We start from the raw sequence: 25777 nt of genomic DNA, 5'->3' as shown, positions 1-25777 counted from the left end.
ATTGTCCGTGTCATGGTGCACCTGCTTTCGTGCTTCGAAGGCTTTCGATGGCAAGTCGGGCGGAATACGCAAGTGCACTTGCTGTGAACATCGCTGCGGAGAGAAGCAACCAACGCGCGAGAAACGGCTCCTGCGTCAATCCGGTGGCGGCGACGTAAGTTGCGCTGCCCTGCTTGACGATTCCCGGGAAGAACATGACAAACGTCAAAGCCGCGCCCAGGCACGGGACCCGGATGTAGTTGATCGCAGGCACCGACGTCGGCCGTGTACCGCGGCGGCCTCGCAGTGCGTCGATCCCAGCTGAGAGTGATCTGTCTGCAAGTGCATAGAGTGGAAACAAAATGAAGTCATGAGCGATGAGAGCGCCGACGAACCACACTGCGATCGACTGCCACCACACTTCGGTGTTCCAGAACGCGTCCGGACCGGTGACCATGACCGCGTACCCGACGAGCGCGAAGCACAACAGCATTGCCAAGAGATGAAGCGGGTTCGCGCCGTAGAACTGGATGAACTTTCTCATCTCACGCCCCCCTGAACTCGATGGACTGCACCCATTTGGTGTTGTGCACCCCGGGCAGAGCCGGAACGATGATCCTGGCGGGGTAGCCGTGATCGAGCGAGAGATCGACACCGTTGACTCGAAGAGCGAGCAGCGCGTCCGGATCGGTGGTCTGGTTCCCCTGCAGCGTTGCCGTGCTGAACGGGCCATTGCGTTCGAGCGAGGACACGAGAGCCGAGTCGGGCTGCGGCACACCGGCGATCACGGCGAGATCGAGCAGGCGCACCCCACTCCAGTTCTCGGTTGTCGACCATCCCTCCACACACGCGATGGGAAGTTGAGCACTGTGCTGGGACATCGCCAACAATGCGGTGCGGCTGAACTCCACGGGCGGACCGCTCCCGCTCACAGTCAATCTCCAACGATCACCGGTCTGATCGTCAATGATCTGCGCGGCGGACGCTGTCCTGTTGATCTGGAAATCGTTCGGCCCCGTCCCGTACGAGCGTCCACGCGGTAGCAGCAGAGCTGCCGGTCGCAGAAACCCGCCCACCGTTTGACCCACCGACAGCACTGCCACCAAGAGGGCGCCACCGCCGACCAACGCGAGCACTCCACGGCGACTGATGGTCGCCGGTGCGGGTTCCTCTGCCACCAAACCGGTGTCGTCGTCGCCTTCCGGCCGAGTGTCCGCGAGAGAGGTATGCATTTCCCTGCGGAACGAGCGTCGACGCAGGGACCGGATCATCGTCGGGATCTTGATGACGATGTGGGTGAGGAACCCGGCGATGAACACCCACGCACCCCAATAATGTGCGGTGTAGAAGCTGAACCCGAAGATGTAGTCGTACTGGATGTTCAACACACCGGTGATGATTTCGAAGAGAATTCCACCGACCAACGCGATCAACGAGAGCCGTTCGAGCGCCTGAGCCGGCGTACGAACTGGTGGGAATACGAACAACTTTGGTATCACCGACCACAGTTTTGCCAGAACAATCGGTACGAGAATCAACCCAAGGCCCACATGTAAGCCCTGGGTGAGCCGGTAAAGCCAGGACGGTCGCGTCGGCCACTGAAAACACGGCAGTCGCAGCCACCCGACATCATCGGGCATTGCCTGCCCGAATTGGGGACCGTACGCGATGAAAGACAACAACCCGGTGATGATCACGATCGGGAGACCGATCAGCAAGACTGCACCGAATACCGAGGTCAACCACGGACCTCGGACGGAACTACGAGGCCGCAACCGCGAAGGCGCGAAGGAATTGAAGAATCCCTTGACCTTCGCAGTTACGTAACTCATCGGACTACTTCGTTGCGATCGTGATGGTGGCGATACCGACCAGCAACCCCGGTGTCACTGCATCGGTGTTGAAGGTTTTGTTCAACAAGGCTGCAGCGTCAGAGGAAATCTTCACCTCGGTGCCCTGCAAGATCGCGGTATCGTTCGGGCCTGTTTGCAGCGGCTTCAATGTGCGACCGTTGAGATCGAACAGAACAGCGTCGCTCGCCGCCGGAGCGCCGTTGACCAGCACATCACCCTTGAGGATCGATGCACCCGGGTCGATGTCGAAATTCGTCAACTCGACCGTCGTAGCGCCGGCAGCCAATGAGAGCCCGCTACCGTCGTGCAAAATCTTTCCCTGCACGTAGGGGTCCACGGTGCCGGGAGTCCAGTACTTCACGTTTCCGCCGGTGATGGGGAAGCTGATCGAGCCATCTGCCAGGGTGGCCGATCCGACGACACCGGGAGTCAAGCCGAGAGTCGTCAACGCTCCGGTGAAACCTGGATCGAGCTTCACAGCTGTACTGACGCCGGTCAGATTGTCGACCTCGGCGGCCGGCGCCGGTTGCGTTGTCGTTGCAGCGGCAGAACTCGACGATGTCGAAGTCCCCGAATCATCATTGGACGAACAAGCTGCCAAGGGAGTGAGTACCAACGCTGCGGCAGCCACCGCGACGAGTGATTTGCGGTAGTTGATCATGGGTTTCAACCTTCCATATTTACAATGAGTGTCGGAAGGCATTCGGCGCCGATACGGTTGCGGATTGGCCAAGCAGAAGTATTTGGTTCCGTTGAAATGGGCCGACTTTAAAGACTTGGACTTCTTTAAGTAAAGAAAATGCAATGTATAGTTTGTTATTTGGGGAATTGGATAGGCCAATTTGTGTAGTTGAAGCAATTATTTCTGCTCTTTTCTCATCGGGCGATGATAAGAATTGAGCTTGCTGGTAGTGCGGAATAGTGAAAGTACCGCTTGGAAACAGATGTACACGATTGACGCGACGAATCAGACATATGTGAAGTAGTCGCAACGATGACGTATGTCCAATTGAGACAAACCACGCACACTGTGATCGACACCGTCATGTCGATACGTGCTCGAACCGCCACACGCCCGTACTGACCTGAGTTCTCGCGGCGGGGTCGGCAGGACAAGGAGATCGACCTGCCGAAGGCCGAACCTAAAGAATCAAGTCTTCGGCCCCGGGGCGCGGATGCGCGATGCCATCGCCACGAAAATCACAGCCCCACCTGCCAGCAACCGTCAGCGCATCCGTGGGCGTCGATTCTGAAGTCCCACCGGGTTTGTTGCTGAGCGGGCTTTTACTCCTGTCGATGACAGGTTTGGTTCGTCGTTGTGAACTACGAATACGTATAGGTAGTGTCCGCCCCTCTGCTGCCATAGAAACGGTTCTCTGCGAGCGCATGGATTGCCCTTCACGACCCCGACCTTCCGTTCGTGCGGCCACCGACGTCTTGGCGACGGTGATTGCGCCGCCGTGCCTTACGTGACTCGGTGCCATGTGCGGGACGACGGGGTCCTGAACTTCCTGCTTGCCCTGCGATTTAGCCGTTAGGCATTAGTCGAGGGGTAGATAAGGCCAGCCTCAGATTCCTTGGGGCACATACACGACAGATCCCCGATCATCCTGCCCGAATCATTCTAGGAACACTGGCTCGACCCGACACTCACCGACAAAGGTGAAGTCCAGGCCATGATCAACTCCGTTCCGGAGCCGCACCTCGAACCGTATGAAGTCTCGACCGCTGTGAACAGTCCGAGGAACAACGATCCGAGTTTGCTCGAGCCAGTGGCCCGACCGGCGTAGGGCCCAGCTGCTCTCGGACCTGTCTTTATCGAACCTGTGTTCGAGAATCCTGGGTGTGCGGGACGTACGCGCGGATCCAGGAAAGTGGGGCGACGGTGAACCAGCAGCCCCACTCATCAGTAACGACAGTGCTGACCAAGGCGGAAAAGCTCGAACAGCTACGCCGCAAGATGACCTCGATCCCTGCCCGCTCCGACGGCACCGAACCCGCTACGCCGTCGGTGATGCTCAAACCCGTCGGCGAGCGCGAGCCGACTCCGATCGTGGCCACCGCGCAATCAACCCTCCGGATGCTTCCCGTTCCGGAGCCGATAGGTGATCTGCTCCCACGCGGTGGGTTGGCCCGAGGAACCGTGGTCAGTGTCGACGGCGCAGCATCGATCCTCATCGGACTACTCGCTACCATCACCGCCGACGGCGGACACGTCGCCGTAATCGGAATGCCCGGCCTCGGACTCCTCGCCTTCCACGAGTGTTCCCTGAATTTCGGCTAGGCGGTCAGCACTGAGCGAGAAAAGCTGCCATGAGCTTGCCGGGGGCGAACCACACTAACGGTTTCCTTCACGGAGTCGGAGACTCGGGCAGGCCGCAGTCAGACGGTGACCCCACGGTCTACAACGTCATGGTTTCAACGTGCGACACGATCGGTTAGCGTCTGAGGACTTAGTGAGGATGACGATTCCTCTCAATGCTCCGGATTGCAGCCTTCGGGAGTTCGATCTCCGCATTTCAGAGGGCTATTCTTCCGATCTGACGCACCGTGACCCTCGCCATCGTGAATGCCCCAGGGGCTATTGCTTCGGTAGATGCTCAATTTGTCACAAGAAAAGATTTCTACATCGAAAATTCAGCCCGCCGACAGTTCCACTCCAGGTCTTGATTACGGACTCGATCAAAGGTTCAAGGATCGCCCGATGATCTCCTTCATGATCTCGGTGGTGCCGCCGTAGATGGTCTGGACGCGAGAATCCATGTATGCCTTAGCGATCGGGTATTCCTTCATGTAGCCGTAGCCGCCGTGGAGTTGGAGGCATCGGTCGATCAGTTTGACCTGGGCTTCGGTGGTCCACCACTTAGCCATGGCGGCTTCTTGCACGGTCAACTTCTCGGCATTGAGTTGCTCGATGAACTTGTCCACGAGAACGCGGACGGCCGTAGTCTTCGTGGTCTCTTCCGCCAGTACGAATCGGGTGTTCTGGAAGCTACCGATCGACCTGCCGAAGGCCTTGCGCTCGCGGCAGTACTGGATCGTGCTTTCCAGAACGGATTCCATGACTGCAGCAGCGACCACGGCGATGGAAAGCCTCTCCTGGGGAAGGTTCTTCATCAGGTAGAGGAAGCCCATTCCCTCCTCGCCGAGCATGTTGGATGCGGGGACTCGGACGTCGGTGAAGCTCAGTTCTGCGGTGTCTTGTGCCTTTAACCCGATCTTGTCGAGGTTGCGCCCTCGTTCGAAGCCTGGCATTCCGCGCTCGACAACGAAGAGGCTGAAGCCTTGCGCTCCGATGTCGGGATCAGTGCACGCAACGACGATGACGATGTCGGCGTTGATGCCGTTGGTGATGAACGTCTTGGACCCGTTGAGAATCCAGTCATCGCCGTCGCGGACGGCTCTGGTCTTGATGCCCTGTAGGTCGCTACCGGTTCCGGGTTCTGTCATGGCGATCGCAGAGATCAGTTCTCCCGAGGTGAATCCCGACAGCCAACGCTGTTTCTGCTCGTCGTTACACAGATCGACCAGATAGGGCGCCACGACGTCGTTGTGGAGCATGAAACCGATACCGCTGTAACCAGCCTTGGTCGCTTCCTCGGTGATGACGACGTTGTATCGAAAGTCTTTGACGCCGCCGCCGCCGAATTCCTCGGGAACGGCCATTCCCAGGAAACCTTGCTTGCCGGCTTCCACCCAGACGTCGCGATCGACAATGTTCTGCTCTTCCCACTTGTCGTGGAAGGGCGCGACGTGCTGTGCCAAGAACTTCTGGAAGGACTCCCGGAAAAGATCATGTTCCGGTTCGAACAGGGTACGTTCCACGCCAACTCCTACTGCGTCGATGTTTTGTGGGAGAACTGAATTTCGTTGCGTCCGTTCGTACTGTCGTAGGACGGTACGAACTCGTCAGAGCATTAGTCGATGATGTGAGCGATCAGGAGCGGTGACTGCATTCGCCTGTAGAGCAAGCTTTCTGGCGTATCCTCACTGCTCGAGGAAACGCAGATCGACCGGTTGTCCGTCGGAGGGGAACGGCAGGGACGTGAAGTTGAGCGGGGCGACGTAGTCGGCGTCGACGCGCCAGTCGAAGCGCAGAAGGAGATGATGCATGATCGCTTTGATCTCGGCGCCGGCGAAGTGCATGCCGAGGCATTTGTGCACACCACCACCGAACGGCTCCCACGCGTATCGGTGCACCTTGTCTTCGCGTCGGTGCTCCGCGAAGCGCTCGGGATCGAAGCGTTCTGGTTCGGGCCAGTACTGCGACATGTGGTGCGTGAAATGCGGCACCACCGCCGCGTACGTTCCTGCCGGCACGAAATGTCCCTGGACCTGGGTGTCGCGGACCGCGCGGCGCGCCATGACCGGCACCGGAGAGACGATCCGGAGACATTCTTTCATGACCAGATCGAGGCTGACGAGTCCGTCGAGATCGGCGTAGCTCGGTGACGCTGTTCCCAACGCGAGGGACTCTGCCCGGCATCTGTCCTGCCACTGTGGGTGTTGGCCCAGGTATTGCATCATCGTGGAGATGGTGATGGTGGAGGTGTCGTGCGCGGCCATCAGGAGGAAGATCATGTGGTCGACGACTTCGTCGTCGCTGAAGCGTTGTCCTGCTTCGGATTCGATGTGGCAGAGCACGGAGAACAGGTCATCGGTTTCGTGTGATCGGCGTGCCGGTAGGTACTGCCGGAAGAAGTCTTCCAGGACCCGGCGTCCGTCGAGTCCTCGCTTCCACCTGGTTCCTGGGACGTTGTAGCGCACGACTGAGGTGGCTGCCTGTACACAATCGACGAAAGCTTTTTTCACCGAGTCGATTTCGCTCTCAGTGGATCCTTCCGCGCCTCCCATGAAGATGTCGGTGGCGAGATCGAGGGTGAGTGATTTGAGTGCGGTGTAGGCGCGGAATCCGTCGGTGGGAGTCCAGGCGTCGAGCGCCGAGGCGATCGCCGGGTTGAGAACGTCGACTGTTTTTTCCAGGCGTGATCGGGTGAATGCCTGCTGCATGATCCGGCGGTGTCGTAGATGTTCTTCCGAGTCGAGAAGCATGAGACCGCCGTGGAAGAAGGGGCCGATCAGGACCGACCAGCCGTCGCCGTTGACGAATGCTCGATCTTTGTTCTGCAGCACTTCTTGGCATGCGTCGGGTCCGAGGACCGCGACCCAACGTCGCCCGATCATCGAGAACCAGGAGACCTCGCCGTAGCGGTCCCAGTGCTTTTGCATCAAGGCGAGGGGATCGCGGATGTATTCGAGTGCGTGCCCGACACCGGGGAGCCCCGATCGGCCCGAGATCGGGAGTAACTGCGACTGTGCTGGTGGATCGGCCAGGATCTTGGACATGGATGAACCTCGACTTCCGCATTGATCTGACAGTGCATCCTGTCAGATATGGGTAGTCTGCGTCACAGCGATCGGATCTGTCAATATCGACCTATGACTTCTCCTACGCCACGTCGATACGCGGGCCTGAGTGGCGACCAGCGTGCAGCACTGCGGCATGAAACCTTGCTCGAAGCCGCATTGGAAGTCTTTGCTGCCACAGGCAAGAGCGGCGCCACCATGACCGCCATCTGCGCGCACGCCAAGTTGACCGAGCGGTACTTCTACGAAAGTTTCACCAGCAGAGACGAACTCCTGCAGAAGGTCCTGGACGGAATCGCCGACGAAGTCCGCGAAGCCGGACTGGATGCACTTCGGGCGAGCGGCGGGACGCTCGAGCAGCGCGTACGAAATGCCATCGCCTCGTTCGTCACCATCTTGACCGACGATCCACGCAAGGGACGTGTTGCGATGATCGAATCCGCCGCGTTCGAACCTCTGCGCACCCACCGACGTGCAGCGCTGCGGGGCTTTGCTCAGATGGTGGCCGACGAAGCCACCCGCATGTACGGCGACCGGGCATGGCCACCACACCAGGGCGAAATCAACGGATTGCTGTTTGTGGGCGGCTTGGCCGAGTTGGTCACCGCATGGTTGAACGACGAGATCGCCATCACCCCTGACGAGATAGTCGATGCGGCAACATATCAATTCACCTCCACCGCCCACCGGTAAGGAGTCGGGTGCGGGAGTTCACGATCGAACGGGTAGCGAGGGCTCCAACCACACCCCTGCAGGGCATCGGCCAGCTGAAGAGTGTCACTCGTGGATGGCCGGACCGTAGGTGTCGGCGTATTCGAGCGCAAGTTCGAGTTTGAGCCGGTTGGCCCCGATGGGGTGTCCGAGCATCTCCTCGGCGCGCTGGATGCGGTACCGCACGGTGTTCTTGTGCACGCCGAGAGCGCGAGCTGCCGCGTCCGGGCTGCGGTTCACATTCAGGTAGGTGCGCAGAGTGCGGCGCAACTGGGTGGAGGCTGCATCGGTACCGTCGAGGCCGCGTAGTTCACGCGAAACCAGTGCCCTCGCCGCGTCGGGGTGGCCGTCGAGTAGGTGGATAATTTCGACGTCTGCATACAAAATCGGACGAGCCGCAACCTCCTGATGTTCCGAAATATGTTGAGCGGAAACAGCTTCGGTGTGACTTTGCCGAAATCCTCGAATTCCCTTGCCTGGGTTGCCCATCGCGATCGATATCCCGGCCGGGATATCCGCACCGATGTCCACTGCGGCGAGATCCGACTCGACGTCCATCGACAGCCATGCCCAGAGCCCTCGCGATCCCGACGGCAGAGTCAGTAGCTGGCGAGCCCCGATCGTGGCCGCGACCGCGCGGACAACGGAATTCAGGACGCCGATCACGTCCTCGGTCTGCTCTGACGGCACGTTGTCGAACCACAGCACCAGTGCCGTGTTATGCCTGATCAACGGGTAATTCAAACGGTTCGATGCCGCCGCGGCATCGACGATCTCACCTCGGATGATCGCCTGCACGGTTTCCGCCTGCCGTGCGAACGCGCCGCTCAATCCGCGCTCTCGTTCCTCACTGTAGGTATCGGTGAGTATCTCCAACGACACGTTGAGCCAGTGATTCGCCCGCTCCAGGAGCCGTATCAATACCTTCGGTTCCAGTACGGGGTCGGTGATGCGCTCACTTGCCGTTTCCGCGGCGAACCTCAGCAGCGCCTTCTGGCCGACTCGGTAGATCTGCATCAAGACCCTCAGATGCAGACCTCGTCGGGCGATCGTGCGCGCGAGATCATGAGCTGCGAGCGGCAGGTCCACCTCGGCGGAGTCGTCGGTGAGCCAGATCAACAGCGCACGCCCTTGGCCGCGGGTGCTGGCATCGAGGTCCCGCCGCAACTCCCGGTCCGCGGAAACTTCGGGGACCTCCGCCACTATTGCTGCGTCGAAGCGCGCGACAAGGCCATCGAGGGTGCCGGGCACCAGCGCCTCCGCAGCGAATTCCCGGAGCCAGGTCATCACCATGTCGTCAGCGGACACGTCAGCACCTCTTTCGCATTTGGACTCAAAGTACAAGAATGACCAATTTCCTTGGCCTATTTCGCCAAGAAAACTTCAGTTTGCTTGTGTAATTCTAATAAGACGTGGCGCACATCATAGAAGGCGGGGTTCATATGAGATCCGGAAGCAAGGCGGAGACGGGCTATGACGATATCGATGTGCACTGCCCCGCGGACGGACGCCTCGTCGCGCGCGTACCGGACAATAGTTCCGAGACAGTGACCGAGACCGTCCGAGGTCTGCGCGCTCACCAAGTCGAGTGGGAAGCGCTGGGGCCGAAAGGTCGGGCCAAGTGGCTACGGAAGCTGCGGGACTGGCTCCTCGACAACGAGCGCCATCTCATCGACGTACTGCAGTCCGAGACCGGCAAACCGCGCGCCGAAGCAGCCATCGAGCCCGCGCTCGCGTGCGATCTGATCAACTACTTCGCTGACAATGCCGGCACGTTTCTCGCCGACGAGCGTGTGAAACCCCACGGACCGCTCTCGATGACCAAGCGACTGATCAAAACTGTCCGCCCCTACCCGGTAGTCGGTGTGATCACTCCGTGGAACTTCCCGCTCGCGATGCCGGCGATGGACATCATCCCGGCTCTGCTCGCCGGCGCGGCGGTTCTGCTCAAACCGTCCGAGGTGACGCCGTTGGCAGCCGTCGAACTCGCACGGGGATGGTCGGACATCGGCGCACCCCCTGTTTTCTCGGTCCTCACCGGCCGCGGCAACACCGGTGCAGCGGTAGTAGATTCAGTGGACTTCGTGCAGTTCACCGGTTCCACATCAACCGGTCGAGCGATCGCGGTGCGGGCTGCCGAGCGACTGGTGCCGTGCAGTCTCGAACTGGGCGGCAAAGATCCGGCGATCGTGTTGGCGGATGCCGACCTGGACCGCGCGGTAGCCGGAATCGCCTGGGGCGGCCTGTTCAATGCCGGACAAGTGTGTGTGTCGATCGAACGCGTCTACGTCGAGGCCCCCGTCCACGACGAGTTCGTCGCGCGACTGGTGGCACTCGTCGGCTCGCTCCGACAGGGCACCGACGACGACGGATATCGCACCGATGTCGGCGCGCTGGCCACCGAGGCGCAACGTGACCTCGTTGCCCGGCACGTCGCCGACGCTGTGGACAGCGGCGCCACGGCCCTGACCGGAGGCAAAGCCGGGAGCACCGGCACCTTCTTCGAGCCGACTGTCCTCGTCGACGTAAACCATTCGATGGCCTGCATCCGGGAAGAGACCTTCGGGCCCACCATCCCCGTGGTCAAGGTCGCCGACGCCGACGAAGCCGTACGTTTGGCCAACGATTCCGAGTACGGCCTGTCTGCGACGGTGTGGTGCGGGAACAGAACCCGCGGCGAGGAGATCGCCCGCCGACTCGACGCCGGCGCGGTGAACATCAACGACGCCTTCTCCAATCTGTTCGCGCTGGGGCTACCGCACGGAGGCTGGAAGCAATCCGGTCTCGGCGCACGATTCGGGGGTGAATACGGAATCCGCAAGTACACCCGGCAGCAGGCGATCACGATGCCGCGCGGACCCGTGATGAAGCGGGAATTGCTCTGGTATCCGTACACCCCCTTCCGGGGTCTTTTCGTCGGCCGGCTGCTGCGCGCCCTCGTCGCGCGTGACCCGCGCCGCCGACTGTCCGGATCAAGCCGCTCGAACTCCCTGTAACGACGACTGAAGGACACAAGGAAAATGACACAATCTCTGCACGGTCGCGTCATCGCGATCACCGGCGGTGCCCGCGGAATCGGGTTCGCGACCGCGACCGCGTTGACCAGACTCGGCGCGAAGGTGGCAATCGGGGACATCGACGAGGCCAAACTCAAGCAGGCCGCGACCCAACTCGGCCTGACCAGCTACTGCAAGCTCGACGTGACCGACACCGAATCCTTCGAGGCCTTCCTCGACGACGTGGAAGCAACCCTCGGGCCTATCGACGTGCTCGTCAACAACGCCGGCATCATGCCCGCCGGCCGGATTGCGGACGAACCCGACGCGGTCACCCGCCGGATCCTCGATATCAACGTCCTCGGGGTGATCACCGGCTCCAAACTCGCTGTTCGGCGAATGCTGCCGCGCGGCCGCGGACACGTGGTCAACATCGCCTCACTCGCCGGCGAAATCTACACGCCCGGACTGGCCACCTACTGCGCCAGCAAATATGCCGTCGTCGGTTTCACCGACGCCGCGCGGGTGGAGCACCGCGGCACGGGAATCGAGTTTTCCGCGGTACTGCCATCCTTCGTCAACACCGAGTTGACGGCGGGTACCAAGGGGCTTCCCGGACTCAAGAACGCCGAACCGGAAGACATCGCACGTGCCGTCGTGGCATTGATCGAACGCCCCAAGCCGAAGGTACGGGTGACCAAGCTCGTCGGCGCCCTCGCCGCCAGTCAGAAGTTCTTCCCTCGCCAGGTCAGCGAAGCGCTCACCCGAGCGCTTCACACAGACAGAGTGTTTCTCGAAGACGTCGACACCGCAGCCAGGCGGGCCTACGAAGAGCGGGCTCGTCACAGCTGAGCCAGAGTGCCCGCGATGCGCGGGCCCTTCGTCTCGGTCGTCGCTCCGATTCTTCCGGAGTCGACATGACAGCACTTCATCTCAGTCAACGACAGAAGGCACAGAAGATCTTCATGACCACCGAAGCTTCCATTTCCGCGACACCGATGTCGCCCGAGGACAATGTTCCACGCCCACTCCGGGTCGCGATCGTCGGCGCCGGCCCCGCCGGCATCTACGCCGCCGACGCCCTCATGAAATCCGACACCGCAGTCTCCGGCCGCGGCGTCAGCATCGACCTCTTCGAGCGCATGCCCGCGCCCTTCGGCCTGATTCGCTACGGCGTCGCGCCCGATCATCCGCGCATCAAGGGCATCATCACCGCCCTGCACAAGGTGCTCGACAAGCCTCAGGTACGCCTGCTCGGCAACATCGACTACGGCACCGACATCACCCTCGACGACCTGCAGTCGTTCTACGACGCGGTCATCTTCTCCACCGGCGCCAACGCCGACCGTGCGCTGGGCATTCCGGGTATCGAACTCGACGGCAGCTACGGCGCGGCCGACTTCGTCTCCTGGTATGACGGCCACCCCGACGTACCGCGTACGTGGCCGCTCGAAGCCGAGAAGGTCGCCGTCCTCGGCGTGGGCAACGTTGCGCTCGACATCGCCCGCGTCCTCGCCAAGACCGGCGACGAACTGCTGCCCACCGAGATCCCCGCCAACGTCTACGAGGGCCTCAAGAACAACAAGGCCCTCGAGGTTCACGTCTTCGGACGACGCGGCCCGGCCCAGGCCAAGTTCACGCCTCTCGAACTGCGCGAACTCGACCACTCGCCGACCATCGAGGTCATCGTCGACCCCGAGGACATCGACTACGACGAAGGTTCCGAGCAGGCTCGCCGCAACTCCAAGCAGGTCGACATGGTTGCGAATACGCTGCAGGACTGGGCAATTCGCGACGTCGGCGCCCGTCCCCACAAGCTGTTCCTGCACTTCTTCGAATCTCCCACCGAGATCCTCGGCGAAGACGGCAAGGTCGTCGGCCTGCGCACCGAGCGCACTCAGCTCGACGGCACCGGCAACGTCAAGCGCACCGGCACGTACAAGGACTGGGATGTCCAGGCCGTGTACCGCGCCGTCGGCTACCTCTCACAGAACGTCACGCAGCTGCCGTTCGACGACCAGGCAGGCACCGTCCCCAACGACGCCGGACGCGTCGTCGCCGACGACAACGCCGAAGGCGCAGCCCGGTTCATGCCGGCCACCTACGTCACCGGCTGGATCAAGCGCGGCCCCGTCGGCCTCATCGGCCACACCAAGGGTGACGCCAACGAAACCGTCGCGAATCTTCTCGAGGATTCCGTCGGCTTCGCCGGCGCCGCGAACCCCGACGAGAACGCCGTCATCGAGTTCCTCGAAGGCAAGCAGGTGCCGTACACGACTTGGCAGGGCTGGTACCGCCTCGACGCGCACGAGCGCAGCCTGGGCGAGCCCGAAGGCCGTGAGCGCATCAAAGTCGTCGAGCGTCACGACATGCTGAAGGCGTCGGAGCCCGACCGCGCGAACTGAGTCGAATCCATGTGAACTGAGTGCTCGAACACCTGAATATGCCCAGAAGTGTCCGAACTCTTCAAGGCGTTTCATGTGGCAGACACCATCCCCGATTCCAAGAAGAACGGGGGTTTTCATTTACCGAAGCGGCCACAGAGCTGTCACTGAAGGGGTCAATAGTGCGCGAGTTCTCAGTTCCACAGTCGTTCTCAATTCCTGGAAACATTTCCACGGCCGACTCCGTGTTCCGTCACGCCGAAGAAGACCCCACATTCGTACCGTTCACGAGGCCGTCGAACGGCGGATGGGTCGACGTCACTGCAGCTGAATTCGCGAAGCAGGTCTCCGCAGTTGCCAAGGGCCTGATCGCGTCAGGCGTCGAGCTCGGCGACCGCGTCGCTATCCTGTCAGCAACTCGCTACGAGTGGGTCGTTCTCGACTACGCCATCTGGACTGCCGGAGGATGCACCGTCGCGATCTACGAGACCTCCTCCCCCGACCAGGCGCAGTGGATCCTCGAGGATTCCGCGACAACACTTCTGGTCGTCGAAACGGCCAAGCACGCGGAGACTCACAAGGAAGTCACCGACGGCGCAGAAGCCCTCCGCGAGGTTCTCGTCATCGAGTCAGGTGCTATCGACGAGCTGTCCAGTCGCGGTTCGGCAATCACCGACGAAGAACTGCACACCCGTCGTCACCAGGTCACCGCAGCCTCGCCCGCGACCCTGATCTACACCTCCGGAACCACAGGACGCCCCAAGGGCGTCCAGCTGACGCACTCCAACCTCCACGCCGAGTCCAACGCCTGCCGCCTGGCGATGCCGGAGTCGATGGTCCCCGGCAAGAAGACGCTGATGTTCCTGCCGCTCGCCCACGCATTCGCACGAGCGATCTCCTACGGCGCTTTCGACGCCAAGGTCACCGTCGCCCACACGTCGGACCTGACGACGCTCCTCGAGCAGTTCGCCGGTTTCAAGCCCAACTTCATCCTCTCGGTACCGCGCGTGTTCGAGAAGGTGTACAACTCGGCTCGCCAGAAGGCAGTCGACGGCGGTAAGGGCAGCATCTTCGACAAAGCTGCCGCCACTGCCATCGAATACAGCGAATCCCTCGAAAAGGGTGGCCCCGGACTGGCACTCAAGCTCAAGCACGCGGTATTCGACAAGCTCGTCTACTCGAAGTTGCGCGCAGCTCTGGGCGGCGAGTGCGAGCGTGCAGTCTCCGGTGGCGCAGCCCTCGGCGCGCGCCTCGGCCACTACTTCCGCGGCGTCGGCATCCCGATCTACGAGGGCTACGGACTCACCGAGACCAGCGCCGCAATCACCGTCAACACCTCGAGCGCGCAGCGCGTCGGCACCGTCGGCAAGCCGATCAACGGCCACGCCGCACGGATCGCCGAGGACGGCGAACTCCTCCTGCAGGGCCCGGTCGTCTTCGCCGGCTACTGGCACAACGACAAGGCGACGGCCGAATCGATCGTCGACGGCTGGTTCCACACCGGCGACCTCGGCTCGATCGACAACGAGGGCTACGTCTCCATCACCGGGCGCAAGAAGGAAATCATCGTCACGGCCGGAGGCAAGAACGTCGCACCGGCAGGCCTCGAGGATTCCCTGCGCGCGCATGCTCTGATCAGCCAGTGCCTCGTCGTCGGCGACGGTCAGCCGTTCATCGGTGCACTGATCACCCTCGATCCGGAGACTCTGCCCGGTTGGGTCGAGCGCAACGGACTGCCCGCCGGCACCCCGATTGCCGATCTGGTGAAGAACGCCGACCTGATCGCCGAGATCGACTCGGCCGTTGCCGACGCCAACAAGAAGGTCTCCAACCCCGAGCAGATCAAGAAGTACACGATCCTCGAGGTCGACTTCACCCAGGAGACCGGTGAATTGACGCCGACGCTCAAGCTCAAGCGCAACATCATTCACGAAGCTCACAAGACCAAAATCAGCGCCCTCTACGCCTGACCCATCGACTCCGCTCACTGGTATCCAAAATTCCCTTGGAGAACTTGAGGAGAAAATCGACAAACCTGAAAGCATGCCAAATCAGGCATCGAAAACCACGCCACATTCACCCGAAAGTCACAAATCAGGCGTTGCCCCAGCTCAACGCGTCTCAGAAGTGCGTACCAAAACTCTCGTCTCAATAGTGTGCGATGCGGCGACCAACGAAACGCTTCAGGTATTGAGACATAGCGACTTGCGCCGGGTGCCTAGTCGGCGGCGCCCGCGTCGACACCGACTTGTCGGCTACTCGTGTCAGCACCGGCCGCGGCCCGCGTGAAATGCCATGTCTGTGGCAAGAGAAATGCAACTTCCTGTCGAGAATGGACTTTCTCTAGGCGTGGCATCAGTTGTCGAGTATTTCGCGGCATTGTTCCGGGGTGTTGCCTTGTTGTAGGCAATTCGACCACAGGACCTGGGGATGGTTCGGCGGATTCGTTACTGTGGGCGTGCTTGTCGTGGTCCGTGGAGTGCCAGCTGTTGGCGGTGCATCGGTCATTCCGGCTTCGGCCCGAGGGTCGGTGAAGGTCATTCCGAGTGAGTTGGTGCACGTGGTTCCGTCGCAAGATCCTCCGTTGGCGGTGATTTCGCTGACTCGGTTCATGGCTGCGGGGCCGGCGCATTCGTCCGTCCAACCGTAGGTTCCGTCCGTGAACGCGGTGTTCGGACCGGGCGAGGTGCAGTAGTCGATGTGCTTGGCCACCGCCGGCGTTGGCGTGTCGATGAATGTTGCCTCAGCGGTGGGCGGTTCGACGATGGTGTCCGTCGTGGGTTCCACAATCGTGGCACTGGAGACCGGTGTGGGCGTCCCTGACGAGCTCGGCGTCGTGGCGGTCGCAGTTGCTCTCTCATACGGGACAGGTTCGGTAGACGAGCCTTGGTCGCTGCACGCACTGAGCGCGAGAAGAAGGATTGGCGCTGCTAGCCAGGACTTTTTCATTGTCATTGCGATCGCTTCATTCTGTGGACGAGTCGGCGTGTGGTGGCAGAGCTAGGACGGGTGTCAACTAGACATTTCTGCGTACGCTTGCCGCCGCAGCTGTCGAAGTTGCCGCCCATCGGCCAGTTGACAGTCCCTCCAACCGTGCCGATGCCGGCCCATCATGTCCGTCAACGGCGCCGAGGACGGCCCGTAGCGTTTCCCGTCGACTTCGAGGGCCCCGTCCCGCGTGATCGCTGCGACGTAGGTGAGCCCGCGAGGACGTCTCGTTCATCGATGTCCGCTTTCTGTTGGTGTGGTGCTTTCCGGTGGAAAGCACCCTGGCGATGTAGGTGATGGCACCGTCGGATGGTTCCGTCCGCCGGGCGATTTCGCGCACACCGCACGGAATGGCACCCTGCCACGTCCGGTGCAGCAGTGGCTCACCGCGAGTGGATGGACTGTATTGCCTGAGCTGCGGTACCCGGACCGCACCTGGTAATTCGTCGGGGCCAATGCGGCTGCGCCCCTCGGGTCCTCGAACGTCGGCGAGTGGGCTGGCGATGTTGCGTCGCCGGAGCTCGTATTCGCTGAGGTTGCTGTGGTGGGTTCCCGACCATGTGTACGGAGGGACCTTGTCCGGCCAGGGTCAGGGCCACGGTCACGGCGTGGCTTGCATACTTATCGGGCTGGGGCAGGTGAGCGTCAACAAACGCTCGCCTGCCCCAGGGTTGTATCGGGGCGTTCAGATCTGGTTGATCCACCCGATGCGTGAGCTGTCGAAGGAGAGCAGTGTTTCCATGAGCACTACGTACTGTCCGGAGGCTGCCGGATCGTCGAAACAAACGTCTCCCGCGACCCGACCTCCGGGAGCCAACTCACCCGATTCCAGCGTGGAGCGGTCGGAGACGAACGTCGCGTCTTTCGAGACACCGTTAGGATCCTGCAATTTCCAATCCAAGTAACCATTGAAACGTTGCTGCTTGTCAGTGCCGTTGACGACGGTGACGTTCGTGCACAGAAGAGAACCACCGTATGAACGCTCTGCCGACTCCAGAGGCGCAGCAGTGATTTGAACGCCCTTTTTATCGACGGTAGCTCCCGCGTCGGCGCCGGTGTCCTTGCTCGTCTTTCCTGGGAAATCCAGGCTGGCTGCGCTGTCGGAATCCGCAGAACTTGATCCGTTGTTATCCACTACTGTCGCTGGCTCGTCACCCCCACCAGCGACTGCGGCCACGCAACCCGCGAACAACAAAGCAACGATCGCCAGGATGATCCACAAACCCCATCGCTTCTTCTTTGGCGGTTGCGGCGGCTGCCCGTATGGCTGCTGCGGCATCCCGTAGTGCGGGGGTTGTTGTCCGTATGGCTGCTGCGGCATCCCGTACTGAGGGGGTTGTTGTCCGTACGGCTGCTGCGGCGCTTTTTGTGGGTCGCTGCTGTTAGCTGGGTTGTTCGGGTCGGGATTCATGTGTCCTTCTTCTTATTTGTTCGCAGAGTTCGCTCGCAGCTCCCTTGCGGTTTAAAATTCGATTAGTTCTACCATCGCGATGCGACAAATACCTCTTTGGTCCCAAAATTACGTTTCTCGAAAAGAATGGTGACACCGATCGGAACTTTCGGTTGCGCTGGTCACTGACACGACATCACCTCTCTGACCCCTCCGTCGGTTGAACCGCTACTCGGCGCCAGGACCTGGGCCAAGCACACCCGAACATCGAATCCGAATATGCGTGGGCATACCGCCGGGCAACGCGCGACAGTCGTTATCCCGGGTAGGCGCTGCGCCGCCGCGCCGCCCGGACTTCCGGTCGTAACCTGCCACGGTCCGGCACGTCGATTCCCGTCCCACGTGACTGTCGACGGTGGATCCAGATGAAATTCACTGTGCAAACAGCAATCTCAATCAGTGCCGGTCGTACCCGATTGTCGCAGCGCTTGCGCTTGTCGACGACGGGGATCGCTGAGTGCAAAGGAACCTGAATCTGCCACCGTAGTTGAAAATAGAGTTTGTGCGGTTCGGAACCGTCGATAAATTCGTGTCGGAAAACTATGTCAGGTCGCTGTGTATCGTGAGGTTTTCGACGACGGACAGTCGGTTAGCTTGGCCGTACCGACAGGGCCTCCGCTATGCAGAAGAGGGCCGCACCCTTGCGGGTGCGGCCCTCTTCTTGTGTCACTGATTAGACAGCGCGCACATTGGTTGCTTGAGGACCCTTCTGGCCCTGGCCAACCTCGAACTCCACACGCTGGTTCTCGTCGAGCGACTTGTAGCCGTTGCCCGAGATTTCAGAGTAATGAACGAACACGTCCGGTGTTCCGTCGTCGGGAGCGATGAAACCAAAGCCCTTTTCGCCGTTGAACCACTTCACGATGCCCTGTGCCATACCGATACTCCCTACACAATTGATCGGGGTTTCACATCGAAGTCCCGATCTCGTTTCCCATCCTTGCATGCCCGGCCACGACAGACTCGCTACAGAGCATCGATAGGTAGTGCGGTGGAGACATGCAGTCCGACAAAGCAGGAAGGCGATGAAATGCCCGCTGGCCGGGTGGTTTCGATGTGGATTCGGATTGCGGCCAACCTGCATTCGCCGGTCTGCTGGAACGAACCGGTGCTCGGATCGGGTCGATTCGGGTGCAGTGCTGCAGCCTGAGGTGATGGCTTCCGGTGCAGCTTGACAGGAACGGCCATCGTACGGCGGTGTCACCGCGTTCGTTCGGAGCCGGGAGTTTTTCGAGGGAGCGTGCGCTGTAACTTCTGTCGAAAACCTCAAACAGGCGTAGTTTTCGACACATGCTGTTCGGTTACGTGCGGGTCTCGACCGCAGACCAGAATCCTGCCCATCAGATCGATGCCCTGACGCGAGCGGGGATCGACGCCGCAAACATCCACACCGACCACGCGGGCGGCGCGAAAGCTTCACGGCCGCAACTCGATACGGTGCTGACTCGGATGCGGGACGGTGACACGTTGGTGATAACCCGGCTGGATCGGTTGGGGCGTTCGGTGTTGCATCTGATCACCCTCGGTGCAGAGTTGCGCGAGCGGGGGATCGGCTTGAAGGTTCTCGAGCAGGGCATCGACACTGGCACTGCGGAAGGGCGAGCGATGTTCGGGATGCTCTCCGTCCTCGCCGAACTCCAACGTGAGCTGATCGTTGCCAACACCCGCGACGGATTGGCCGCAGCGCGCGCCCGAGGCCGTACCGGCGGCCGTCCGTCGAAACTGTCTGGCGATCAGATCGTGCTCGCCCAGCAGCTCTACGACGCGGGGGAGAAGACGGTCGCGCAGATCGCGGCGATGTTGAACGTTCCCCGCACTACTGTCTACGGGCATCTGAACAAGCGCGCACCGGCGGCGAATGTGTCGACTGATCCGGTGAGTACGGTGGCTGTGGTCCCTGTTGCGGCGGCGCGAATGTCGCGGATCTGCCCGTCCTGTGGGTACGAGCCGAGCACCAGAGCCGAAGCGGCCCATCAACGCGGCGACCTGGCGGTGATCTGGTTGCATCCTCATACCGACAATCCGGCCGATTCAGCTGCGGTGCTCGCCCGATCGCATTGCCATCAGTGCGAGCCGGGGCCGCCGGCGTTCGATGTCGCCTGCACGGTGTGCGGTGACGGACCAATCCTCGCAGGCGATTTCGCACAGTCCGCACGCAGTGGCACCCTGCCGGATCCGGTGCAGGAGTGGCTCACCGCGAGCGGCTGGACCGTACTGCCTGAGCTGCGATGCCCGGACCACACCTGAGTGGGTTGCATACGAGATCACGTCGGTAGGCTGCGGCGCACGCCTGACCGGCTGCCGGATTCACTACCGGGGCAATATTCGGGAACCGACAACATCCACCATCACTGTCAGACCTAGCAGCTAGCGTCGATACCGCGACGAGCAACAGGTCGCCACACTGACTCTGGCCGCGGCACCATCGGCGGTCCTGATCTGCAAGGACTCCATCTCTTGCCGATTGGTCGGAAGTGGTGGCCTGTTTCGCATTTTGTACCTGCCAAGTGGAGCCAGTGAGGCAACTGGTGCCCAGCCGAGTGGCTGGAGTGTTCTCGCGGTCGATGCCCTGGTGTTAACAGATCTCATGTTCGCCGGGAACGAGTGGCAGGTCCGGGATGCGGTTCAGTGAGGTTCAAGCCCTGCATTATTGCCCGGGTGTAGGTGCAGCGTCTTCTTCCTGGCCTGCTAGTTAAGTTAATTCTTGGATCGGCAGTGTAGTGACACATTTCGAAATTGACTTTAGTTAAGTGCGTTAACCGAGTTAACGCTTGCATTGAGGATGGGTGTGTACTAGCGTCATCAGCAGTACGAGGACCCGTCGGCCAGGAGGATCTGAGATGAACGCTTGCAGCAGTGGTGTGCGCTTGATGGAAGCCAAGGCCCCGGTTCGACTTCTGGACCGGCCGGTGGAGATGGCCCCGGCACGCGCCGCCGGAGAACGTGTGGTGCATCTGCTCGACATGGAAAATCTGTGCAACGCAGCGGATGTCCGCGGCATCGGCGCTGCGTTGACGATGCGTCGTTACATTGCCGCCGTCAGTGCCGCCGTCGATGACCACATCATCGTGGCGGCCTCGCATCACAACGCCCTCGCCTCGGGTTTGGCCTGGAGGTCGGCGCGACTGCTGCCACCGAGATCAGGAGTGAACGGCGCCGACGAAGCTCTGCGCGAGGTGATTGCCACCGAAGACCTCGCCGGCCGCTTCACCACGATTTACCTCGGGTCCGGAGACGGCATCTTCGCCCAGGACCTGTCCACCCTGGCCGCTGCCGGTATGCGCACCCACGTGGTCAGTCGAACCCGAAACCTCTCGCGAGCACTTCGCCTCTCCGCGCACGACGTGACTCTTCTCGATCACCCACTCTCCACCAAGGATGTTGTTGCATGAGTACCCCTCTCGTCAGGGCGTCGGACATCGCGGAGATGGCGGGCGTCAGCCGCGCCGCGGTAACCCAGTGGCGTAAACGGCACAGTGATTTTCCTGCTCCCAAGGAAGCGGCGGATACCGCCAGCCCACTGTTCGACCGCACGGAGATCGAGCAGTGGCTCGTCGACAACGGACGCGGAATCCTGCTGCGTCGGACCGAGACACAAGGTCATCGGTCCATCGCGTCGCGATTGATGCAGCACCTCCAAGGCCGCTACGCCCCCGGTACGGCAATCAAGATTGCATGTTCGGCCATCGTGCTCGATCACCTACTGCGTACTGCTTCCCGCGCCGCGATCGAGCAGGGCCCGGCGGCAGGACTGGACCTCTCCGACATCGGCGCAGATTCCTTGAGCCGGCTACTGACCGAAAATGCCGGAGACCGGACAACCGAACAGGTCATCGATCTCATCTGTGCGAGAGAGACGAATCTGCAGGGGTGCTTGTTGGAGTTGGTTGACCGATCGGGCCGCATGATCGTCGAGGACGTCGTGCTCGAATCCGTGGCCGATATCGTCGCGAGCGTGCCGGCAGAGGGGTTGGCGGAGGTGTACGACGAACTGCTGACGATAGATCCCCGAGCTCTCGGCAGCTACACCGAGCCCTCGGCGATCACCGATCTGTTCGTCGATCTGCTGCCCGCTGGCGCCGGTGTCGTCCTCGACCCGGCCGTCGGCTACGCGAATTTGTTGATCGCGGTAGGAAAAGCGCAGCCGCAGGCGACTTTGTTCGGTGTCGATACCGATCCAGGGGTGCTTGCCGTGGCGACCAGCCGGGCAGTGCTGCGACACCAGGACCTCCAACTTCGCGTCGGTAACTCCGTAGCCGATGATCCGTTCCACGGGATCGAAGCCGACATCGTGGTCACCAACCCGCCGTGGGGTACCCACATCGATAACGATGTGAATCTGGCAGACCCTAGGTGGGTGTTCGGAAGGCCGACACAACGTGACAATGGCATCTGGCTCCAGCATGCGATCTCCCACTTGGCGCCGCAGGGGCGAGCATTGGTATTGACTCCACGTCGAGACCTCTCGGCAAGCGGGCGCACCAAGGACTGGCGCGACGAAATGCTGCGGCGAGGTGCAATCGAAGCGGTCATCGCCCTTCCCGCCGGAATGATGCGCCCCTACACCGCGATTGCCTCTGCACTGTGGATTTTGGCAACACCGGGGAGCACGGTCGACTCTGATCGCGTGTTCTTGGCGTGCATCGCCGAACCACACGGGCGAGGCAAGCAGATCGAGACGGCTACCGTCGTCGAACAGTACCGACGGTGGCGTTCGTCAGGCACTATCGCCGACAGCGATACCGAGATCGTTCTCCCCGTCAGGACTCTGCTCGAACCGGGAACCGGCCTGGATCCGGAAACCTGGCTCGCCAAGCAGAACGTCGTCGACCCGCAACAGCAACTCGACGAGATCCACGCTCTGGCAGAAGAGCTTCGGCGGATCCCCACCGAACGCGACCTACCGCTCGATGTCCCTCTCGCCGTGGTCGAACGTGAAGTGCGGGCCGAACGCCTCGAGGCGTATCCCGGAGTCGAGGTGATCCGGGGAGCTCCGGTGATCGATTCTCGCGAGTCCGGAAAGTCCGGAGAGTCTGGATCCGATCGGATCGGAGTACTGACCCCGCGGGTAGTGCGTGATTTACGGGCCGGCGTCGAACCGGAGGTGCAGTTCGTCGACCGAGTGTCGATTCGGCGTCGGGTGGAAACCCGCTCCGGAGACATCCTGGCCCAAGCATTGACACCAGGGAGAACCGAACTTGTCAGCACCGTCCTGACTGATCAGGAAGCCGGCTGGACCATTTCGCAGCACTTCTATGTGGTTCGGGTGGATCCGGAGGTAGCCGACCCCGGTTTCATTCGAACGTGCATCCGATCGGCGAACCGACCAGCTCTAGCAAGCAATCCGGTCGGTCCGTCTACAGTGCAGATCAACAAGATCGAGGTCCCGGTATTGCCGCTGGCCGAACAACAAGAGATCGGCGCAATGATGACGCAACTGGAACACACCGCCGACCTCGCTCAACGACAGGCGAATCTGAACAAGAAGCTTCTGAGTTCGCTTTCGGTGGCGTTCGCCTCACACGCAATCACCGTCGCACGCTGAGATTTGGCCGAATTCGTCAGGTAGATCGGCGGGTGCACAACCGCTTTACCTGCTGAACCTCGTTGACCAGGTTCTGCTCACTCCACCAGCGAGAAGGGGAGGGCATGTGCCGCCGCGACATGACCGACACCGGTCCACACGCTTTGTACGTAGAAAACAAGGAGAACCCCTCATGGGAGCAGTTGAACAGAGCAGGACAGTTCGAGAGCGCTACATCCCTTTGCCCACGGTGGACGACGACTACCGGCAGATCCTGCTGCTCGGTACGACGGGGGCAGGCAAGACCACCGTTGTTCGTCAGTTGCTGGGAACCGATCCCGTCAACGACCGATTCCCCTCCACCTCCACAGCCAAGACCACAGTGGCCGACTCCGAGATCGTCCTCGCCGACGGGGACTTCAAAGCGGTCATCACCTTCTTCGGTCGCAGTGAGGTCGTCAAACATCTCGAAGACTGCGGCTGCAGCGCAGCACTGGCGATCCTGCACGGCGCGGCTGAGAAAGACGTGCGCGATCGCCTACTCGATCACGAGCAACAACGGTTCCGTTTCAGCTACATCCTGGGACGACGAACCGAACCCGCCGCGAACGAACAGAGCGTGAAGCAGTTCGACGAGTTCGATGAATTCGATGAATTCGACTCCGCAGACGACGCAGAAGGGGAGAGCGCGAGTTTCGATGCCGACCCTGAGTACCTTCCCTCCATCGACTTGGAGGAGACGAACGCGGTGATCGATCAGGCGATCGGGACGCTGCGTGAGCTGGTAACCGCGTATGCGGAGACAATCCGCAAGGAACTCGACGCGACGACCGAAGACGAGCAGGTTGTCACCGAGCTCCTCGACGACGAACTCGATCGTCTGCTGCGCACCGACGAGAGGTTCCAAGCGGTCATCACGTCTCTGCTGGCGGAGATGGAAAAACGGTTCTCAGCCCTGTCCACCGGACAGATCGAGCGAGACGTTCACGGATGGCCGGAAAACTGGACGTGGGAAAGTAGCGACCGGACTGCGTTCCTTCGCGCCGTCAACAGGTTCTCCTCCAACTACGCACCACTGTTCGGACATCTTCTCACCCCGCTGGTCGACGGAATCCGCGTCGCAGGACCGTTCCACCCCACCTGGTGGCAGGGAGAAATCCCTCGTCTGGTCCTCATCGACGGCGAAGGGTTGGGTCACACCCCGAAGTCCTCCGCGTCCCTGTCGACAGCAGTCGCGAACCGCATCAACACCGTCGATGCGGTACTGCTGGTGGACAATGCCGCCCAGCCGATGCAGGCAGCTCCCGCCGCCGCGGTCCGCTCGATCCTGACCTCGGGCAACGCAGAGAAACTGATCTTCTGTTTCACTCACTTCGACGAGGTCACCGGCGACAATCTTGCTTCCATCAAGGACCGGGCTCATCATGTTCTCGACAGTGTGAACAACCTGTTGGCAACGATCCGAGACGATTTCAACTCACGTGCAGAACAAGCGCTGCGTCGGCGGTTGGATGACAACAGAGTATTTCTCTCGCGTATCGACATGGCCCTCCAGCGGACAGACACCGATGGAAAGTGGTCGATCAATCAGTTCACGCGGCTGCTCGAGATGATCGAAAAGGTCACGGACCGACCCGATCTGGGTCCAGCTCGTCCGGTCTACGACAAGGCAGGCCTCGAGAAGGCGGTCGTCGCCGGAATCGGAGATTTTCACCGCCGCTGGGACGCCGTGCTCGGGCTGAAGGCACTGTCCGGCATTGCCCGCGAACATTGGACCCGGATCAAAGCCCTCAACCGCCGCTTCGCCGAAGGCAGCGCCGACGAATACAACACACTGCGTCCATCGTCAGACCTGCGGGAATTCGTCAAGGAAGAGATCTACAAGCAGCTCGAAACCCCGACGAGTTGGACCGGTCGCCGCCCTGACGATTCGATCATCTTGACCGCGGTGATCGACGAGTTCTCCAATGCCATCGCCAAAAGGCTGTCCGACCCGATCCACGACAGGTTGTCGGTAACAGCTCAACCCGCATGGCAGAGATCCCTCGCTTTCAGCGGAGCGGGATCGACGGTCGACCGCGCGAGGTACATCGGCGAGGAGATCCTTCGCCGCCACGTCCACGCCTCGGACCCCAACGGTTTCCTTCACGAGGTTCTCGCCAGTCTCGACGAGGCGGCCAAGGAAATCGACATCACGATCCGGTGATATGCAACTGTCGCAACGACATAGGATCAAGATGAGCCCAATGACGGTGGTACCGAATGCGCAACGCGCTATCGGTACCACCGTTTGCGTGCGATCGCGAAAACTGCAGTCGGTCGACCAAACTAGGCTCAGATCCAGGGTGGGGCTCACACCGGCATCTAATTCGCTGTGAGACCAGGGGGCATGTCCCGAAGGTAAGCACGAACGCGTCCGTTCGATACACGTATCTGTACTCCGTGATCGACTGCCGTACCTCTTCGATCTCACGGCGAGAGTCGACAACGAACCTCTCGTACCAACGATCGCTGTGATAGCGAAT

Annotated in this window: 18 protein-coding genes and 2 pseudogenes; 11 read left to right on the top strand and 9 right to left on the bottom strand. The window is 61.1% G+C overall.

Annotated features, from left to right (window positions below; all coding sequences use genetic code 11):
- Nucleotides 1-10: 10 nt before the first annotated feature.
- From GJB56_RS29430 to GJB56_RS29420, 3 genes are read right to left on the bottom strand one after another with little or no spacing between them, the layout of a single operon-like run.
- The gene (locus GJB56_RS29430) at nt 11-523 is read right to left on the bottom strand and encodes a hypothetical protein (RefSeq protein ID WP_113683912.1); all 513 of its coding nucleotides are present in this window, start codon (nt 521-523) and stop codon (nt 11-13) included.
- A gap of 1 nt (nt 524) precedes the next feature.
- Nucleotides 525-1811 (bottom strand): molybdopterin-dependent oxidoreductase, encoded by a 1287-nt coding sequence (locus GJB56_RS29425; RefSeq protein ID WP_113683913.1) that lies wholly within the window; start codon nt 1809-1811, stop codon nt 525-527.
- 4 nt (nt 1812-1815) lie between these two features.
- Nucleotides 1816-2493: a hypothetical protein gene (locus GJB56_RS29420; protein WP_113683914.1), complete on the bottom strand. Its 678-nt coding sequence runs from the start codon at nt 2491-2493 to the stop codon at nt 1816-1818.
- A gap of 898 nt (nt 2494-3391) precedes the next feature.
- Between GJB56_RS29420 and GJB56_RS31790 the strand changes: the two are divergent.
- Together GJB56_RS31790 and GJB56_RS29415 are read left to right on the top strand one after the other, a co-directional pair.
- A pseudogene (locus tag GJB56_RS31790) lies at nt 3392-3622 on the top strand (SOS response-associated peptidase family protein); the annotation flags it as partial.
- A gap of 170 nt (nt 3623-3792) precedes the next feature.
- Nucleotides 3793-4095: pseudogene (locus tag GJB56_RS29415) on the top strand (hypothetical protein); the annotation flags it as partial.
- Nucleotides 4096-4514: 419 nt separating this feature from the next.
- Here GJB56_RS29415 and GJB56_RS29410 read toward each other — a convergent pair.
- The gene (locus GJB56_RS29410) at nt 4515-5657 is read right to left on the bottom strand and encodes an acyl-CoA dehydrogenase family protein (protein WP_113683915.1); all 1143 of its coding nucleotides are present in this window, start codon (nt 5655-5657) and stop codon (nt 4515-4517) included.
- Between the two features lie 162 nt (nt 5658-5819).
- On the bottom strand, nt 5820-7178 hold the full coding sequence (locus GJB56_RS29405; RefSeq protein WP_113683916.1) for a cytochrome P450: 1359 nt from the start codon (nt 7176-7178) through the stop codon (nt 5820-5822).
- A 93-nt stretch (nt 7179-7271) separates the two neighbouring features.
- Here GJB56_RS29405 and GJB56_RS29400 point away from each other — a divergent pair, with 93 nt between their 5' ends.
- Complete coding sequence (locus tag GJB56_RS29400) at nt 7272-7892, top strand: TetR/AcrR family transcriptional regulator (RefSeq protein WP_024488148.1); 621 nt, start codon at nt 7272-7274, stop codon at nt 7890-7892.
- Between the two features lie 84 nt (nt 7893-7976).
- On the opposite strand, the gene GJB56_RS29395 is transcribed toward GJB56_RS29400, so the two are convergent.
- Nucleotides 7977-9218, bottom strand: coding sequence for a PucR family transcriptional regulator (locus GJB56_RS29395; RefSeq protein ID WP_113683917.1), 1242 nt, complete (start codon nt 9216-9218; stop codon nt 7977-7979).
- 134 nt (nt 9219-9352) lie between these two features.
- Here GJB56_RS29395 and GJB56_RS29390 point away from each other — a divergent pair, with 134 nt between their 5' ends.
- The 4 genes from GJB56_RS29390 (at nt 9353) to GJB56_RS29375 (ending at nt 15260) form a co-directional block, all read left to right on the top strand.
- Entirely contained in the window at nt 9353-10906 is a 1554-nt protein-coding gene (locus tag GJB56_RS29390) for an aldehyde dehydrogenase family protein (protein WP_113683918.1), read from the top strand.
- 24 nt (nt 10907-10930) lie between these two features.
- Nucleotides 10931-11758, top strand: a complete 828-nt coding sequence (locus GJB56_RS29385) for an SDR family oxidoreductase (RefSeq protein ID WP_113683919.1) — start codon at nt 10931-10933, stop codon at nt 11756-11758.
- A gap of 146 nt (nt 11759-11904) precedes the next feature.
- Nucleotides 11905-13311: an FAD-dependent oxidoreductase gene (locus GJB56_RS29380; RefSeq protein ID WP_113684008.1), complete on the top strand. Its 1407-nt coding sequence runs from the start codon at nt 11905-11907 to the stop codon at nt 13309-13311.
- A gap of 161 nt (nt 13312-13472) precedes the next feature.
- A complete protein-coding gene (locus GJB56_RS29375; protein ID WP_113683920.1) occupies nt 13473-15260 on the top strand; it encodes an AMP-dependent synthetase/ligase in 1788 nt (595 codons plus the stop codon).
- A 385-nt stretch (nt 15261-15645) separates the two neighbouring features.
- On the opposite strand, the gene GJB56_RS29370 is transcribed toward GJB56_RS29375, so the two are convergent.
- The 3 genes from GJB56_RS29370 to GJB56_RS29360 all read right to left on the bottom strand — a co-directional run bounded on the left by GJB56_RS29370 (nt 15646) and on the right by GJB56_RS29360 (nt 18605).
- Nucleotides 15646-16077, bottom strand: a complete 432-nt coding sequence (locus GJB56_RS29370; protein ID WP_154606711.1) for a hypothetical protein — start codon at nt 16075-16077, stop codon at nt 15646-15648.
- A gap of 886 nt (nt 16078-16963) precedes the next feature.
- Nucleotides 16964-17689, bottom strand: coding sequence for a DUF4352 domain-containing protein (locus tag GJB56_RS29365; RefSeq protein WP_154606710.1), 726 nt, complete (start codon nt 17687-17689; stop codon nt 16964-16966).
- A 712-nt stretch (nt 17690-18401) separates the two neighbouring features.
- A complete protein-coding gene (locus GJB56_RS29360; protein WP_003939930.1) occupies nt 18402-18605 on the bottom strand; it encodes a cold-shock protein in 204 nt (67 codons plus the stop codon).
- A 413-nt stretch (nt 18606-19018) separates the two neighbouring features.
- On the opposite strand from GJB56_RS29360, the gene GJB56_RS29355 reads away from it, so the two are divergent.
- From GJB56_RS29355 to GJB56_RS29340, 4 genes are all read left to right on the top strand, one after another.
- Complete coding sequence (locus tag GJB56_RS29355) at nt 19019-19975, top strand: recombinase family protein (protein ID WP_113683925.1); 957 nt, start codon at nt 19019-19021, stop codon at nt 19973-19975.
- A 593-nt stretch (nt 19976-20568) separates the two neighbouring features.
- Nucleotides 20569-21120, top strand: a complete 552-nt coding sequence (locus GJB56_RS29350; protein ID WP_113683926.1) for an NYN domain-containing protein — start codon at nt 20569-20571, stop codon at nt 21118-21120.
- Entirely contained in the window at nt 21117-23273 is a 2157-nt protein-coding gene (locus GJB56_RS29345; protein ID WP_113683927.1) for an N-6 DNA methylase, read from the top strand. The genes GJB56_RS29350 and GJB56_RS29345 overlap by 4 nt, the downstream gene beginning before the upstream one ends.
- 172 nt (nt 23274-23445) lie before the next feature.
- Entirely contained in the window at nt 23446-25458 is a 2013-nt protein-coding gene (locus GJB56_RS29340) for a hypothetical protein (RefSeq protein ID WP_154606709.1), read from the top strand.
- The last annotated feature ends 319 nt before the right edge of the window (nt 25459-25777 follow it).

Source organism: Rhodococcus sp. AQ5-07, assembly GCF_009707305.1.
Lineage (GTDB): Bacteria > Actinomycetota > Actinomycetes > Mycobacteriales > Mycobacteriaceae > Rhodococcus_F > Rhodococcus_F erythropolis.
This window is presented reverse-complemented; position numbering and strand designations above follow the sequence as displayed.

Coding starts and splice junctions, on each gene's coding strand:
- GJB56_RS29365 (WP_154606710.1), bottom strand. CDS start 17,689: ATGAATCCCGACCCGAACAACCCAGCTAACAGCAGCGACCCACAAAAA.
- GJB56_RS29400 (WP_024488148.1), top strand. CDS start 7,272: ATGACTTCTCCTACGCCACGTCGATACGCGGGCCTGAGTGGCGACCAG.
- GJB56_RS29340 (WP_154606709.1), top strand. CDS start 23,446: ATGGGAGCAGTTGAACAGAGCAGGACAGTTCGAGAGCGCTACATCCCT.
- GJB56_RS29420 (WP_113683914.1), bottom strand. CDS start 2,493: ATGATCAACTACCGCAAATCACTCGTCGCGGTGGCTGCCGCAGCGTTG.
- GJB56_RS29350 (WP_113683926.1), top strand. CDS start 20,569: ATGAACGCTTGCAGCAGTGGTGTGCGCTTGATGGAAGCCAAGGCCCCG.
- GJB56_RS29405 (WP_113683916.1), bottom strand. CDS start 7,178: ATGTCCAAGATCCTGGCCGATCCACCAGCACAGTCGCAGTTACTCCCG.
- GJB56_RS29345 (WP_113683927.1), top strand. CDS start 21,117: ATGAGTACCCCTCTCGTCAGGGCGTCGGACATCGCGGAGATGGCGGGC.
- GJB56_RS29385 (WP_113683919.1), top strand. CDS start 10,931: ATGACACAATCTCTGCACGGTCGCGTCATCGCGATCACCGGCGGTGCC.
- GJB56_RS29355 (WP_113683925.1), top strand. CDS start 19,019: ATGCTGTTCGGTTACGTGCGGGTCTCGACCGCAGACCAGAATCCTGCC.
- GJB56_RS29380 (WP_113684008.1), top strand. CDS start 11,905: ATGTCGCCCGAGGACAATGTTCCACGCCCACTCCGGGTCGCGATCGTC.
- GJB56_RS29425 (WP_113683913.1), bottom strand. CDS start 1,811: ATGAGTTACGTAACTGCGAAGGTCAAGGGATTCTTCAATTCCTTCGCG.
- GJB56_RS29360 (WP_003939930.1), bottom strand. CDS start 18,605: ATGGCACAGGGCATCGTGAAGTGGTTCAACGGCGAAAAGGGCTTTGGT.
- GJB56_RS29390 (WP_113683918.1), top strand. CDS start 9,353: ATGAGATCCGGAAGCAAGGCGGAGACGGGCTATGACGATATCGATGTG.
- GJB56_RS29430 (WP_113683912.1), bottom strand. CDS start 523: ATGAGAAAGTTCATCCAGTTCTACGGCGCGAACCCGCTTCATCTCTTG.